The 13,750-nt window shown below is 69.4% G+C and carries 17 protein-coding genes; 6 read left to right on the top strand and 11 right to left on the bottom strand.

The features are described from left to right. The first annotated feature begins 2 nt into the window (after positions 1–2). The 3 genes from EJO66_RS29735 to EJO66_RS29725 all read left to right on the top strand — a co-directional run bounded on the left by EJO66_RS29735 (position 3) and on the right by EJO66_RS29725 (position 2,156). Positions 3–1,343, top strand: a complete 1,341-nt coding sequence (locus EJO66_RS29735) for a type II toxin-antitoxin system HipA family toxin (protein ID WP_125966914.1) — start codon at positions 3–5, stop codon at positions 1,341–1,343. Between the two features lie 130 nt (positions 1,344–1,473). After that, the gene (locus EJO66_RS29730; protein WP_021004561.1) at positions 1,474–1,770 is read left to right on the top strand and encodes a hypothetical protein; all 297 of its coding nucleotides are present in this window, start codon (positions 1,474–1,476) and stop codon (positions 1,768–1,770) included. Between the two features lie 62 nt (positions 1,771–1,832). Further along, entirely contained in the window at positions 1,833–2,156 is a 324-nt protein-coding gene (locus EJO66_RS29725) for a hypothetical protein (RefSeq protein WP_124959935.1), read from the top strand. A 57-nt stretch (positions 2,157–2,213) separates the two neighbouring features. Here EJO66_RS29725 and EJO66_RS29720 read toward each other — a convergent pair whose 3' ends face one another. The 11 genes from EJO66_RS29720 to phnG form a co-directional block, all read right to left on the bottom strand. Further along, a complete protein-coding gene (locus EJO66_RS29720; RefSeq protein WP_125966913.1) occupies positions 2,214–2,864 on the bottom strand; it encodes an ABC transporter ATP-binding protein in 651 nt (216 codons plus the stop codon). 66 nt (positions 2,865–2,930) lie between these two features. Beyond that, complete coding sequence (phnE, locus tag EJO66_RS29715) at positions 2,931–3,743, bottom strand: phosphonate ABC transporter, permease protein PhnE (RefSeq protein WP_125966912.1); 813 nt, start codon at positions 3,741–3,743, stop codon at positions 2,931–2,933. 40 nt (positions 3,744–3,783) lie between these two features. Further along, positions 3,784–4,731 carry a phosphonate ABC transporter substrate-binding protein gene (gene phnD, locus EJO66_RS29710; RefSeq protein WP_125966911.1) on the bottom strand — a complete coding sequence of 316 codons (948 nt, stop codon included), beginning with the start codon at positions 4,729–4,731 and terminating at the stop codon, positions 3,784–3,786. A gap of 52 nt (positions 4,732–4,783) precedes the next feature. After that, complete coding sequence (gene phnC / locus EJO66_RS29705; RefSeq protein WP_125966910.1) at positions 4,784–5,650, bottom strand: phosphonate ABC transporter ATP-binding protein; 867 nt, start codon at positions 5,648–5,650, stop codon at positions 4,784–4,786. Positions 5,651–5,762: 112 nt separating this feature from the next. After that, positions 5,763–6,917 (bottom strand): alpha-D-ribose 1-methylphosphonate 5-triphosphate diphosphatase, encoded by a 1,155-nt coding sequence (locus tag EJO66_RS29700; protein WP_125966909.1) that lies wholly within the window; start codon positions 6,915–6,917, stop codon positions 5,763–5,765. Next, a complete protein-coding gene (gene phnL, locus EJO66_RS29695) occupies positions 6,914–7,630 on the bottom strand; it encodes a phosphonate C-P lyase system protein PhnL (RefSeq protein ID WP_125966908.1) in 717 nt (238 codons plus the stop codon). The genes EJO66_RS29700 and phnL overlap by 4 nt, the downstream gene beginning before the upstream one ends. Continuing rightward, positions 7,627–8,418: a phosphonate C-P lyase system protein PhnK gene (phnK, locus tag EJO66_RS29690; protein WP_125966907.1), complete on the bottom strand. Its 792-nt coding sequence runs from the start codon at positions 8,416–8,418 to the stop codon at positions 7,627–7,629. Before phnK ends, phnL begins: the two co-directional genes overlap by 4 nt. Further along, on the bottom strand, positions 8,415–9,311 hold the full coding sequence (locus tag EJO66_RS29685; RefSeq protein WP_125966906.1) for an alpha-D-ribose 1-methylphosphonate 5-phosphate C-P-lyase PhnJ: 897 nt from the start codon (positions 9,309–9,311) through the stop codon (positions 8,415–8,417). The genes phnK and EJO66_RS29685 overlap by 4 nt, the downstream gene beginning before the upstream one ends. Then, positions 9,308–10,402 carry a carbon-phosphorus lyase complex subunit gene (locus EJO66_RS29680; protein WP_125966905.1) on the bottom strand — a complete coding sequence of 365 codons (1,095 nt, stop codon included), beginning with the start codon at positions 10,400–10,402 and terminating at the stop codon, positions 9,308–9,310. Before EJO66_RS29680 ends, EJO66_RS29685 begins: the two co-directional genes overlap by 4 nt. 1 nt (position 10,403) lies before the next feature. Further along, entirely contained in the window at positions 10,404–11,036 is a 633-nt protein-coding gene (gene phnH / locus EJO66_RS29675) for a phosphonate C-P lyase system protein PhnH (protein WP_125966904.1), read from the bottom strand. Next, positions 11,033–11,551 (bottom strand): phosphonate C-P lyase system protein PhnG, encoded by a 519-nt coding sequence (gene phnG, locus EJO66_RS29670; RefSeq protein WP_125966903.1) that lies wholly within the window; start codon positions 11,549–11,551, stop codon positions 11,033–11,035. Before phnG ends, phnH begins: the two co-directional genes overlap by 4 nt. 75 nt (positions 11,552–11,626) lie before the next feature. On the opposite strand from phnG, the gene phnF reads away from it, so the two are divergent. The 3 genes from phnF to phnN are packed head-to-tail and all read left to right on the top strand — an operon-like array spanning position 11,627 to position 13,714. Next, entirely contained in the window at positions 11,627–12,403 is a 777-nt protein-coding gene (gene phnF, locus EJO66_RS29665) for a phosphonate metabolism transcriptional regulator PhnF (RefSeq protein WP_125966902.1), read from the top strand. After that, positions 12,396–13,121, top strand: a complete 726-nt coding sequence (locus tag EJO66_RS29660; protein ID WP_125966901.1) for a DUF1045 domain-containing protein — start codon at positions 12,396–12,398, stop codon at positions 13,119–13,121. Before phnF ends, EJO66_RS29660 begins: the two co-directional genes overlap by 8 nt. A gap of 23 nt (positions 13,122–13,144) precedes the next feature. Next, positions 13,145–13,714 carry a phosphonate metabolism protein/1,5-bisphosphokinase (PRPP-forming) PhnN gene (gene phnN / locus EJO66_RS29655; protein ID WP_164547942.1) on the top strand — a complete coding sequence of 190 codons (570 nt, stop codon included), beginning with the start codon at positions 13,145–13,147 and terminating at the stop codon, positions 13,712–13,714. The last annotated feature ends 36 nt before the right edge of the window (positions 13,715–13,750 follow it).

The following is a 13,750-nucleotide window of genomic DNA, read 5'->3' as shown; positions in this document are numbered from 1 at the left end:
GCGTGGCACGCACACGGGGCCTCCAGGCGCTTTCCATCTGGGCCAACGGTGAACGGGTAGGCAGCTGGCGCATCCCCGCGCACGGGGCGGACGAACTGCGCTATGACGATGCCTGGGCCGATTCGCCCGCGGGGCGCCCGCTCTCGCTTTCATTGCCGCTGGTGCGCGGCTTCACCCACAAGGGCGCTGTCGTCCGGAATTACTTCGACAACCTGCTGCCGGACAGCTTGCCCATCCGCCAGCGCATTGCGAGCCGCTTCGGCACGCAGACGACGCAGGCCTTCGACCTCCTACAGGCGATCGGCAGGGATTGCGTGGGCGCCATCCAGCTGCTGGGAGAGAACGCCAGCCCGGCCGATGTGGAACGCATCGAGGGCGAGCCGATGAGCGAGGCCGGCGTCGAACGGCTGCTGCAGCAGACGGTCGATCCGGGCAGCTTCGCCACGCAAGCGCTGCCTGGCGACGAGCTTCGCATCTCCCTGGCGGGCGCCCAGGAGAAAACCGCTCTTCTGTGGCACGAAGGCCAGTGGGTGCGTCCGCAGGGCTCGACCCCCACCACGCATATCCTGAAGCTGCCATTGGGCCTCGTCGGCCATCGCAAGGCCGACTTCAACACCTCGGTGGAGAACGAGTGGATCTGCCTGAACATCCTCCAGGAGTACGGCGTTCCTGTTCCCCGGAGCGCGATGCTCCGATTCGGTTCGCAGAAGGTGCTGGCCGTCGAGCGCTTCGACCGCCGTCTGCACTCCTCCGGAAACTGGTGGCTGCGCCTGCCACAGGAAGACTTCTGCCAGGCCCTCGGCAGGCCGTCGCATCTGAAATACGAAGCGGACGGCGGACCGGGAATGACCGACCTGGCCGATGTACTGCGCAATTCGGTCAACGCCCAGGAAGACCTGGCAACGCTCCTCACCGCACAGCTGCTCTTCTGGATGCTGGGCGCGCCCGACGGGCATGCCAAGAACTTCAGCATTGCCTGGCTCCCGATGGGCCGCTACAGGCTGACGCCCCTCTATGACGTGATGTCCATCTGGCCCCTGGAAGGCAACGGCCCGAACCAGTTCTCCAGGCACGAAGCCAAGCTCGCGATGGCCTTGTCCGGCAAGAGCAGGCACTACCACTTCAAGACCATCCAGCGGCGCCACTTCAACGCCATGGCGCAGAAGTGCCACTACGGCCCGGATGCCGAGAGCATCATCCAGCGCGTGCTCGCGGCAACGCCAGGCGTGATCGATCGGATCGCTGCGCGCTTGCCCGCGCACTTTCCGGCCGCGGTGTCGGGCCGGATCCTTGAAGGGCTCGCCCGCTCCGCGAGGGCGCTGAAGGGGATGCCGCCTGCCTAGGGAGGCGGCGCCCACGCATGCCGAAATGCCCTGCAAAAAGTTCATCGGAAATTCGCCGCAGCCTTACCGGCCCTTCACATTGCGCCCTCAGCATGGGAACTCCTGAATACAACGACTCGAAGGAGTTGCAATGAAGAAGTTGTCCCTCGCATTGGCTACGGCCGCCCTGCTCTCCCTGGCCGCCCTGAGCGCTCCTGCGCAAGCGCAGCCGCACCATGGAGACCACGGCTATCGCCCGCACGTGGTCGTTGTTCCGCCGCCCCCGCCGCGGCACGTGGTGCGACACGGCTACGACCACCGCCACGACCGCCATGCCGACTATCGTCATGGCCGCCGCGCCGACTACCGCCATGCGCGCCGGGACAGCGACCGCGACGGTGTGCCCGACCGCTACGACCGCCGCCCCCACAATCCGTATCGGCGCTGAGCGCGAGCGCTTGCCGCCGGCACACGCTTTCGCAGCAGCCACATCTCGTCAAGGAGAACGCAATGTCCATTCGAGCCACCGCCGCATTCGTGCTGCTTTCCGCCATCGCCGCCCCCTGTGCCTTCGCCGACGACGACGATTCGAAGAAGCGCTGGCGACGCGGCGACTGGCAAAGCAACTGGCGCGACGACCGCTGGGCCAGGCCCTGCGAGGTCAAGCAGGAGTCGAAGCGAGGCGAGTTCAAGCGCGAGGTCAAGTGCAAGGACGGCGTCGGGGCCACGTGGCAAGGGGAATGGAAGGACGAGTTCCGGGACGGCCCCTGCAAGGTCAAGCTCGAGGCCAGCCGCGAGGTGTTCAAGGAAGAGGTCAAGTGCAAGGAGCGCTGACGGCGGATCGCAACCCGGGAGTCAGCGCTCTGGAATGAACCTCTTGCGCCGGACCACTCAGCGAAGCGGCAGCTCGATGCACCCGGCGAGCGCAACCCGCGGAACGTGGTCGAGGCGCGCGCTGCTGGCAATGACGATCGCACGGCCCGCGTGCCCGGCCAACGACTCGACGGCCCTCCACAGGCAGCCGATCGAGCGCGCGTCGAGCGCGCCTTCGGGTTCGTCGAGCAGCACCAGCGGGCGGCCCGAGGCCAGCGCGGCCGCCAGCCCCACCTTGCGCTTCGATCCGGTGGAAAGCATGTACATCGGCTTGTCGATGTGCGGCGCCAGCGAAAAACCCTCGACCAGCACCTGCCACAGCGCCGCATCGAAGCCAGCGTCGCCTTCGCTCAGGGTGGCCGTGCATGCACGCGCGGTGAGCTGTTCGAAGGCTCCGGCGGCCGGGTCGCAGAAGAACACGTTGCGCGTGTAGGCCTCGGGCTCGGTGTCGAGCCGCGCGCCCGCGAGCGTCAGCGTTCCGGAAGCCGAAGGCAGCGCGCCCGCGATCACGCGCAGCAGGGTCGACTTTCCGCTGCCCGTGTCGCCATACAGCAGCGTGACGCCCTCGCCCACCGAAGCGCACCAGCCGGATGCGAGCGCGGGCTGGCCCGGGTAGGCAAAGCTCAGGTCCTGGAGCTGAAGAATGGGGAGCAATGTCTGGGCGTTCATGTGCGTGCGGAAGTCCTTGCCGGATTCTGCCTCGCCCGCGCAGGCCCGCCCTGCCCTGCCCCGCACTCAGATCAGGAACTTGCGGATGCGCGCCGACGCCAGGTCGATGGCGCTCACGCTCACCACGATGATCAGCATCACCGCGCAGGTCTCGGCGTACTGGAAGCCGCGGATGATCTCCCACAGCACCACGCCGATGCCGCCCGCGCCCACCATGCCCACCACGGAAGCCGAGCGCACGTTCGACTCGAAGCGGTACAGCGCATACGAAATCCACAGCGGCATCACCTGCGGCAGCACGCCGTAGACGATCTCGTGCAGCGCGCTGGCGCCCGTGGAGCGGATGCCTTCCACCGGCTGCGGGTCGATGGCTTCCACCGCTTCGGCGAACAGCTTGGCCAGCACGCCCGTGGTGTGCACCCACAGCGCCAGCACGCCGGCGAAGGGGCCCAGGCCCACGGCCACCACGAACAGCATCGCGAACACCATCTCGTTGATGGCGCGGCAGCTGTCCATGAGGCGGCGCATCGGCTGGTAGATCCACCAGGGCACGATATTGGCGGAAGCCAGCAGCGCGAGCGGCACGGCTGTGACCACGGCCAGCGCCGTGCCCCACAGCGCGATCTGCAAGGTGACGACCATCTCCTGCAGGTACATGCGCCACTGCGTGAAGTTCGGCGGAAAGAACTCGGCCGCGTAGGTAGCCATGTTGCCGGAATCGCGCCAGAGTTCGAACGGACGCATGTCGGCGCCCTTCCAGGACGCGGCCAGCAGGATCAGCAGGCCCGCCCACGAGAGCTGCCAGGCGAGGCTGCGCTTGAGAGCGGCGGACGCCGCAGGCGCCAGGCTCGGGCGGACGATATGGACCGTGGGTTGCATGGCGGACACAGCAGTGCAGCAGAAAAAAAAGTGGCGGCGCTCAGTTCAGCGCGGCCAGCTTCTTGTCGATGTCGGCCAGCCTGGCCTTCCTGTCGGCGTCACCGAGCACGGCGTCGGCCTCGATCTTGGTGCGCTGGCCGAACAGGTCGAGCTGGCGGATCGGCAGCAGCTGCTTGTCGCTCGATTCCTTGAAGCCCGAGAGCTTCGAGATCTTCATGACGATCTCCTTCTCGCGCGGATCGGACTTGGCGTAGTTGTAGAAGAAGTTGCGCAGCTTGGCCTTGGTCGCCTCGGGCAGGTCCTTGCGCATGACGAGCGGATCGAGCGGAATCAGCGGCGAGGTCCAGACGATCTTGATGTCCTTGAACTTCTCGGGGAAGCGCTCCTTCACCTTCTCGAGGTTCTCGCTGTTGTTGGTGGCCACGTCGACCTGCTTGTTGGCCACGGCCAGCGCGTTGGTCTCGTGGTTGGCGCTGCGCGTCACCTTGAAGATCGACTTGGCATCGAGCTTGTTCTGCGCGAAGACATAGAAGCCCGGCACCAGGTAGCCCGAAGTCGAGTTGGGATCGCCGTTGCCGAAGCTCAGGTTCTTCGCGTTCTTGAGCACGTCGTCGAGCGTGTTGAGCGGGCTCTCGCGGTTCACGATCAGGTGCGAGTAGTAGCCCTGCGTGCCGTCGGCGTTCACCATCTGCGCGAACACCTCTCCGCCCGCGCGGTCGACCGCTTCCATCGCCGACTTGTTGCCGAACCAGCCGATGTGCACTTTGTTGAAGCGCATGCCTTCGATGATGCCGGCGTAGTCGGGCGCGAAGAAGGCCGTGACCTTCAGGCCGGTCTGGCGGCTCATGTCGTCGATCAGCGGCTGCCAGTCGCCCTTGAGGTTCTGCGTCGCCTCGGTCGAGATGATGCCGAAGTTGATGTCCTGCGCGAGGGACGCGCCGGCAAGGCCGAGGCCCAGCACGGTGGCGGCAATGAGTTTCTTGATCATGGATGGCTCCAGGGAAATTGAGGGATGGAAAGAGACACGCGTTCTTCGCGGGCTATGCGGCTTGCGCAGCCCACGACACGGGAGCCGCCGGGTTCAGCACGTGCACGTTGGCGCCCTCGGGTGCCGCGGCCGGCGCGGCCGGCCGCAGCAGCTCGTCGGCCTGCACGCCGTACAGGTCGCGCAGCAGCGCGGGCGTCAGCGCCGAGGAAGGTCCGTCGAACACCACCTGGCCCTGGTTCAGCGCCACCACGCGCGGGCAGTACTTCATCGCGATGTCGACCTGGTGCAGCGACACGATGACGGTGCAGCCGTCCTCGCGGTTGATGCGCGCCAGGATCTCCATCACCTTGCGCGAGGACTCGGGGTCGAGCGATGCAATGGGTTCGTCGGCCAGCACCACCTTGGCGCCCTGCACCAGGGTGCGCGCAATGGCCGCGCGCTGCTGCTGGCCGCCCGACAGCGTGGAGGCGCGCTGCGCATGGCAGTCGGCAATGCCCACGCGCCCCAGGGCCTCGAGCGCCAGTGCGCGCTCCTGCGCCGTGAACACGCGCAGCCAGCTGCGCCACCACGGCATGCGGTGCAGCGAGCCGACGAGCACGTTCACCAGCACCGGCAGCCGCGCCACCAGGTTGAACTGCTGGAACACGAAGCCGACCTGCGAGCGCACCTTGCGGATGTCGCGGTGGATGCGGCCGCCCTTCTGCACGCAGCAACCGTCGATCTCGATCAGCGAATCGGTGCCGCCATCGGCGGCCACCAGGCCCGCCACGTGCCGCAGCAGCGTGGACTTGCCGGAGCCCGAGGCGCCGATCAACGCCACCATCTCGCCGCGGTTCACGGCCAGGTTGACGTCGCGCAGCGCATGCCGGCCGTTGGCGAAGTGCTTGTTCAGTTGATGGATGCGCAGGACACCGGTCATCTTGAGTTCCAAAGTCGTCTAGACAAGTGAAGTCTCGCGAGGCGTCGTGACATGCGCGCGACAGCTGTGCGACATTGCGGCGACAGCCGCGGTAACGCCCCCGAAGACGCCCTCAGATCACACGCCGGCCCTGGCGCCACACGCCGCGCACCACCGGGTGCCTGGCACCGTCGGCCATCTGGGTGATGCGCACCTGCACCAGGTCGGCGCGCAGCCCCGGCTCCAGGCTGCCGCGGTCGTGCAGGCCGGCCGCGCGCGCGGGTGCGCGGCTCACCATCGCCACCGCTTCGGGCAGCGTGCAGATGCCCTCGTCCACCAGCCGCATCACCGCGCTCATGAGGCTGCCGGGCACGTAGTCGGAAGAAAGGATGTCGAGCAGTCCCTGGCGCGCCAGCTCGGCCGCGGCCACGTTGCCCGAATGCGAGCCGCCCCGCACCACGTTCGGCCCGCCCATGATGTTGGCGAGCCCGCGCTCTCTCGCCGCGCGCGCGGCCGCCAGCGTGGTCGGGAATTCCGACATGCTGGCGCCCTCCGCATGCGCCTGCTCCACATGCGCCACGGTGGTGTCGTCATGGCTCGCAAGGGCAATGCCGTGCACGCGGCAATGCTCGACGAAGTGCCGGCGGTGCGGCTGGGCATAGCGCGTCTGCAGCGACACGGCCTCGGAGACGCGGCGGTCGAACTTGTCGTCGCTCCAGCCCTTCTTGCCGGTGTAGTAGACGCGGGCAACCTCGATGTTCTCCCACTGGCGCTGGCCCGGCGTGTGGTCCATGAGCGAGATCATCGACAGGCGCGGGTGCTTGCGGAACGGCTCGAACAGCTCGATGGTGTTGGGCGCCGGCAGCTCGCAGCGCACGTGCAGGTGATGGTCGGCGCGCAGCAGGTCGCTCTCGATGCAGCCGTCGAGCACGTCGAGCAGCGTGTCCCAGGTGCTGCCGCGCAGGCTCTCGGGATCGGCCTCGCCCACGCCCAGCGCGTCGAACACCGTGGTGATGCCGGCGGCGGCCACCTCGGCGTCGTGCGCCAGCAGCGCGGGCATCTCGGCCCACTGCACCTTGGGACGCGGCATCAGGTGCCGCTCCAGATTGTCGGTGTGCACCTCGACCAGGCCCGGGAACAGGTAGTCGCCCTCGAGGTCGAGCGTGCCCGCCGCGGTGGCGCCGCTGTCCAGCGCCTCGATGCGCCCGCCGGCCACCGAGAGCGCGCCGTGCACCACCTCGCCGGCCAGCACCATGCGTGCGTTGGAAAAGACGATGGGTGTGCTCATGGCCGGGTGCTCCTGAAGTCGCCCACGTTGACGCGGCGGGTGGCCACGGCCGCGCCCACCTCGGCGTCGTGGAAGATGCCGACGATGGCCGCGCCGCGTGCCGTGGCCTCGCGGATGAGCTCGATCACGGTGGCCGTGTTGGCGGCGTCGAGCGAGGCGGTGGGCTCGTCCAGCAGCAGCAGCGGCTTGGGCTTGATCATGTTGCGCGCGATGTTGATGCGCTGCTGCTCGCCGCCCGAGAAGGTGGCCGGCGGCAGGTGCCACAGGCGCTCGGGAATGCGCAGCCGCGCGAGCCAGCGGCGCGCCTCGGCGCGCGCGGCCTCGATGCCCGCGGGGTCGTCGCCGGCGTCCTCGGCCAGCGGCTCGGCCACCACGTCGAGCGCGGGCACGCGCGGGATCACGCGCAGGAACTGGCTCACGTAGCCGATGGTGTCGCGCCGCAGGCGCACCAGCTCGCGCGGCGCCACCTCGGTCAGGTCCACCGGGCCGGCCAGCGCCTGCACCGTGATGCGGCCCGCGCTCGCGCGGTAGTTGGCGTAGATGAGCTTGAGCAGCGTGCTCTTGCCCAGGCCCGAGGCGCCATCGAGCACCACGCATTCGCCTGCGCTCACGCTGAGGTCGACCGCGTCGAACACCGGCAGCTCCAGCTGATTCTGGTGGTGCAGCGTGAAGCGCTTGGCCACGCCCTGGAGAAGAAGCAAGGGGGTCGTCATGGTTGGAGCACCGAGGAAACGAGAAGCTGGGTGTAGGCGTGCTGCGGGTCGTCCAGCACCTGGTCCGTGAGGCCGGTCTCGACCACCCGGCCCTGCTGCATCACGACCATGCGGTGCGCGAGCAGCCGCGCCACCGCCAGGTCGTGCGTGACCACGATGGCCGCGAGCTGCATCTGCCGCGTGAGCTGGCGCAGCAGGTCGAGCAGGCGGGCCTGCACCGACACGTCCAGGCCCGAGGTCGGCTCGTCCATGAACACCAGCCGCGGCTGCGTCACCAGGTTGCGCGCGATCTGCAGGCGCTGGCGCATGCCGCCAGAGAAGGTGCGCGGCGTGTCGTCGATGCGCGCCGGATCGATCTCCACGCGCTGCAGCCAGTCGGCCGCCGTGGCCCGCACGCGGCCGTAATGCCGCTCGCCCAGGCCCATGAGCCGCTCGCCCACGTTGGCGCCGGCCGAAACGTCCATGCGCAGGCCGTCGGCCGCGTTCTGGTGCACGAAGCCCCAGTCGGTGCGCGAGAGCAGGCGCTGCTGGGCCTCGGTCATCGCGAACACGTCCTGCAGGCCGCCGCCACGCACGTGGAACTGCACGCTGCCGGCGTCGGGGCGGCTGCGCGCGGCAATGGCGTCGAGCAGGGTCGACTTGCCCGAGCCCGATTCGCCAACCACCGCCAGCACCTCGCCGGGCCAGAGGTCGAAGGAGGCGTCGTGCAGCGCCACGCGGTCGCCGTAGCGCTTGCCAACGCCGCGCACGCGCAGCAGCGGCAAGGGGGAAACTTGCACGGCGCTCATGCGAGAGCTCCGTCCACGGTGGCCGAATCGGTCGCGGGATCGGGCGCAACGGCGGCGCTGTCCGCCTGCTGGCGCGACTGGCAGTAGTCGGAGTCGGAGCACACATGCATGCGTGCGCCCTGGTCGTCGGTGATCACTTCGTCGAGGAAGCTGTCGGTCGCTCCGCACAGCGCGCAGGGCGTGTCCCAGCGCTGGATCTCGAAAGGGTGGTCCTCGAAGCTCAGGCTTTCGACCGGCGTGTAGGGCGGCACCGCATAGATGCGCTTCTCGCGGCCGGCGCCGAACAGCTGCAGCGCGGGGTTCATGTGCATCTTGGGGTTGTCGAACTTGGGGATCGGCGACGGCGACATCACATAGCGGCCGTTCACCAGCACCGGGTAGTCGTAGGTGGTGGCGATGTGGCCGTAGCGCGCGATGTCCTCGTAGAGCTTCACGTGCATCAGCCCGTACTCGGCCAGCGCGTGCAGCGTGCGCGTGGTGGTCTCGCGCGGCTCCAGCCGCTGCATCGGCTCGGGCACCGGCACCTGGTAGACCAGCACCTGCCCTTCCGACAGCGCTGCCTCGGGGATGCGGTGGCGCGTCTGGATCAGCGTGGCTTCGGCCGTGCGCGTGGTGGTGTCCACGCGCGTGGTGCGCTCGAAGAAGCGGCGGATGTTGACGGCGTTGACAGTGTCGTCGGAGCCTTGGTCGATCACCTTCAGCACGTCGCGCGGGCCGATGACCGCGGCCGTCACCTGGATGCCGCCCGTGCCCCAGCCGTAGGGCAGCGGCATCTCGCGCGAGCCGAAGGGCACCTGGTAGCCCGGAATGGCCACGGCCTTGAGGATGGCGCGGCGGATCATGCGCTTGGTGCGCTCGTCGAGGTAGGCGAAGTTGTATTCGGTGGTCGTCATTCGTGGTCTCCCGCGCCGGCGGCGGCGCGCATCTTCCGCACGAGCTCGAGCTCGGACTGGAAGTCGACGTAGTGCGGCAGCTTCAGGTGCTGCACGAAACCCGAGGCCTCCAGGCTGTCGCTGTGCGAGAGCACGAACTCCTGCATCTGCGCGGGCGCCTCCACGGGCTCGCCGAGCTCGTCGGCGCGCAGCGCGCGGTCGACCAGGCTCATCGCCATGGCCTTGCGCTCGCAGTGGCCGAAGGCCAGGCCGTAGCCGCGCGTGAACTGGGGCGGCTCGCTCTTGCTGCCCGCGAACTGGTTGACCATCTCGCATTCGGTGATCTCCAGGTCGCCGATGGAGATGGTGAAGTCGAGCTCCTCGGGCGCGAGCTCCAGTTCCACGCTGCCGAAGCGGATCTCGCCGACGAACGGGTGGCTGTGCGAGTAGCCGCGCTGGGTGGAATAGGCCATGGCCAGCAGAAAGCCCTCGTCGCCGCGCGCAAGGTTCTGCAGCCGCGTCGCGCGGTCGGCCGGAAAGCGCAGCGGCGCACGCGTGAGGTCGACCGGTGCGGGATCGCCGGGCGGCACGGCGCGGGTTTCGATCAGCCCTTCCTGGTTCAGCAGATCGACCACGCGCGGCGTGGCTGCGGCGGGCGGCGTGGCCGCATCGGCCGCGGGCGCCGGCGCGGCCTGCTGCCGCCCCTCGGCCAGCAGCGTGAAGTCGAGCAGGCGCTGCGTGTAGTCGTGCGTCGCGCCCAGCACCTGGCCGCCGGGCAGGTCCTTGAAGGTGGCGGAGATGCGGCGGTCCAGCGCCATGCGCGAGGTGTCGAGCGCCACGCTGTGGCCGAGGCGCGGCAGCGTCGCGCGGTAGGCGCGCAGCAGGAAGATGGCCTCCACCATGTCGCCTGAAGCCTGCTTGATCGCGAGCGCAGCCAGTTCGGGGTCGTAGACCGAGCCCTCGGTCATCACGCGGTCGACCGCGAGCTTGAGCTGCTCGCGGATCTGGCGCACCGACAGCTCCGGCGTGCCGGTGTCGCCGCGGCGCTGTTCGGCCAGCAGCCGGTAGCTTGCAAGGATGGCGGCTTCCCCGCCCTTGACGGCAACGTACATCTCAAGCCTCCTGTTCGATGCGGGTGGTGCGCGGCAGCCCCACGATGCGTTGCGGCGCGGCCAGGAACACGTCCACGCCGCGCGGAAACAGCGCGTGGTTCGCGGACCATTGGGTGGTGAAGGCCGGTGCCAGGCCTTCCACGACGATGGCGTTGCGTTCCTGGATGCCGGGGCCGCGCAGCGTCCAGCGCGGTGCGCTTCCTTCGGCCGGTGCGGACACGTCCATCACGTTGGCCACGTCGATCACGCAGGTGGCCGATTGGTCCGGATAGGCGTCGCTGCCCTGCGCGAAGGCATCGAGCGGCGGGCATGCATCGCCCTCGCCGATCCACGCGAACTGCGCCTGCGCAGGCTCGTCGACCAGCACGCAGCCGGTGTGAAAGCGCAGCCATGCAGCCGCGTCGCTGCCCGCGATCGATGGCGACAGCCAGAGGCGGCAGTCGGGGTCGAGCAGCGCCAGCAGCAGCGCGGCCGAGGCGCCGTGCCCCTGCGACGGCACCTGCGCATCGTGCGACAGCTCGACGATGCGGCCCGGATGCGCGAGCGCGTGCAGCGCCGAGCGGAACACCGCCTGGCTGCCGAGTGCGGCATCGGTGAATCCCGCGCCCAGGGTGGAAAGCATGTTCGCGTTCATTCGGAATCGTCCTCGTCCATGTCGGCGCCGCCGGCTTCGCGCGCCACCGTGAAAAACTCGACCTTGCTGCCTTGGGCGCGTGCATGGCGCTGCGCGCGCAGCGCCGAGAGATGCGCACGCACGGGCGCCAGCAGCCGGGCATCGAGCACGGCCTGCTGCGCCGGGTCCTGCAGCAGCGCGTCGGCCACGGCCGCGAGCTGCGCATGGCGGTGCGAACGGCCGAGCACATAGGCCACGCCCACTGCGGCGCCCGGCTGCGCCGCGGTGCCGCCCAGGCGCAGCGCGCAGCGCGTGACCGTCACCTCGCCCAGGTTGAAGCGCTCGCCGGTGCCGCCGGCACGGCCCTGCACCATCACCAGGCCGGTCTCGGGTGCGCGCAGCCACTGCGGCGGGGTCTCGGCGTGCTGCGCGAGCGCCGGCTCGAGCAGCGAGACGGGCGCACGCGCCAGCATCGCCAGCCACTGCGCGCGGCGCAGCGGGCGAGCGGCGGGTTCTGTGTCAAAGGCATGAAACATGAGAGTGATACGCTTGAAGTTGTATAGACAAATTCGGCAACTGACGCGAGCTTAGAGAGCACGCAAGTAGGTTTAATGACAAGCACGACGACGACCCCTGCCTCCGCGCTGGCTCCACGCCCCGCCACCACCGAACGCACCGCACGCGACAGCTTCTGGATCCGCATCGCGGCCGACCTGGCCGAGGCCATTGCGCGCGGCGTGTATTCGCCGGGCCAGCGCCTGCCCTCCGAGCACGCGCTGGCCGAGCAGTTCGGCGTGAACCGCCACACCATCCGCCGCTCGCTCGCCAACCTCTGCAGCCAGGGGCTGCTGCGCGTGACGCAGGGCAGCGGCACCTATGTGGAAGAGTTCGCGGTCGACCTCGCGCTGGCCAAGCGCCCGCGCTTCCAGCGCAGCATGGCGCTGGCGGGACTGCGCGGCGCGCTGCGCGTGGTCGGCGCGAGCACCGTGCGCGCCACCGCGGCACAGGCGCGTTCGCTCGCGATGCCGGCGCGCAGTTCCCTGCTGTGCCTGCAAGTGATCGGCGAAGCCGAGGGTCAGCCGCTGCACTGCAGCGAACGCTTCTTTCCCCTGCCGCGCTTTGCGGGACTGGAGGCCGTGGTGCGCGAGACCGGCTCCATCACCGCCGGCTTCGAGGCCCACGGCGTGGCCGACTACACGCGCCACCACAGCCGGATCACGGCGCAGATGCCCGAAGCCGCGATTGCCGCGCAGTTGCGCCAGCCGGTCAGCCGGCCGGTGCTGTTCGTGGAGAGCGTGAACGTCGATACCGCGGGCGTGCCTATCGAATACGCAAGGGCCTGGTTCGCGGGCGACCGCACCTCGCTGACGGTGGCGCACGATGACTGAGGCCGCGTCCCGCAGACGCGGCGCGGCGCACCGCTACGCGGCCTATTTCGCGCCGGCCATCGGCAGCGCGTGGTGGGAGGCCGGCAGCCACTGGCTCGGACGCTGCGCGGCGCGCGGGCAGCCGCTGCCGCAACCCGCCATCGACGGCATGCCGCCCGCGCGGCAGCAGGAACTGACGGCCGCGCCGCGGCGCTATGGCTGGCATGCCACGCTGAAGGCGCCCTTCGCCCTGCCCTCGCACCTGGACGCGGCGTCGCTGCGCACCGGCATCCGCCACATCTGCAAGGCCTGGGAGCCCTTCGACATGCCGGCGCTGCAGGTGGTGCGGCTCGACGATTTCCTCGCGCTCGTGCCCGTGGCGCCCAGCCGCGCGCTGAACGCCATGGCCAGCGCCTGCGTGACCGGCCTGCACGCCTTCGCCGCGCCGCTGCCGCCGGCCGAATTGCAGCGCCGCCGCGCGAGCGGGCTCACGCCCGAGGAAGACGCGCTGCTGCAGCGCTGGGGCTACCCGTTCGTGCTCGACCGCTTCCGCTTCCACCTCTCGCTGACCGGATCGCTGCGCGAGGCCGACGAGGCCGAGGTGCAGGCGCTGCACGACGCGGCGCAACGGCACTTCGGCGCGCTGCCTGCACAACGCTTCGATGCGATCAGCCTGTTCGCGGAGCCCGTGCCGCAAGCGGACTTCATGTGCATCGAACAGATGGCGCTCGGTGCATGAGCGCAGCGCCAAGCCGTGCACCAATGAACGCCGCAGCGACCGGCCGCCTGGTCTATGTGGTCGGCCCCTCGGGCGCGGGCAAGGACAGCGTCATCGACTGGCTGAAGCAGCAGTTGCCGCAAGACGCCCGCGTGCACTTCGCGCGCCGCACCATCACGCGCCCGGTGCAGCCGCAGGGCGAGCAGCACGACAGCGTCGACACGGCCGCGTTCATGCGCCTGCGCGAGGCCGGCGCGTTCGCGATGCACTGGGAAGCCAATGCCCTGCACTACGGCATCGCGCGCGCGGAACTCGCGGCACGCTGCGACGGCAGGACCGTGATCGTGAACGGCTCGCGCGCCTACCTGCCCCAGGCCGCACGGCTCTTTCCCGAACTGGTCGTCGCCCACATCACGGCCGACGCCGAGACGCTGCGCCGCCGTCTGCTCGCACGCCAGCGGGAAACGTCGCAGATGGTCGATGCACGCGTGCGGCGGGCGCTCGACTTCCGGCTGCCGCCGGGCATGGCGGCCATCGAGGTCCGCAACGATGCGGCGCTCGCGGACGCGGGCGCCCAATTGCAGCAGGCGCTGAAGGCATGGCAGTGCCTCTGAGCGGCTGCGGCAAGACGCGCAGGCAGTAATTCGATC

The sequence above is a fragment of the Variovorax beijingensis genome (assembly GCF_003951285.1).
GTDB lineage: Bacteria > Pseudomonadota > Gammaproteobacteria > Burkholderiales > Burkholderiaceae_C > Variovorax > Variovorax beijingensis.
This window is presented reverse-complemented; position numbering and strand designations above follow the sequence as displayed.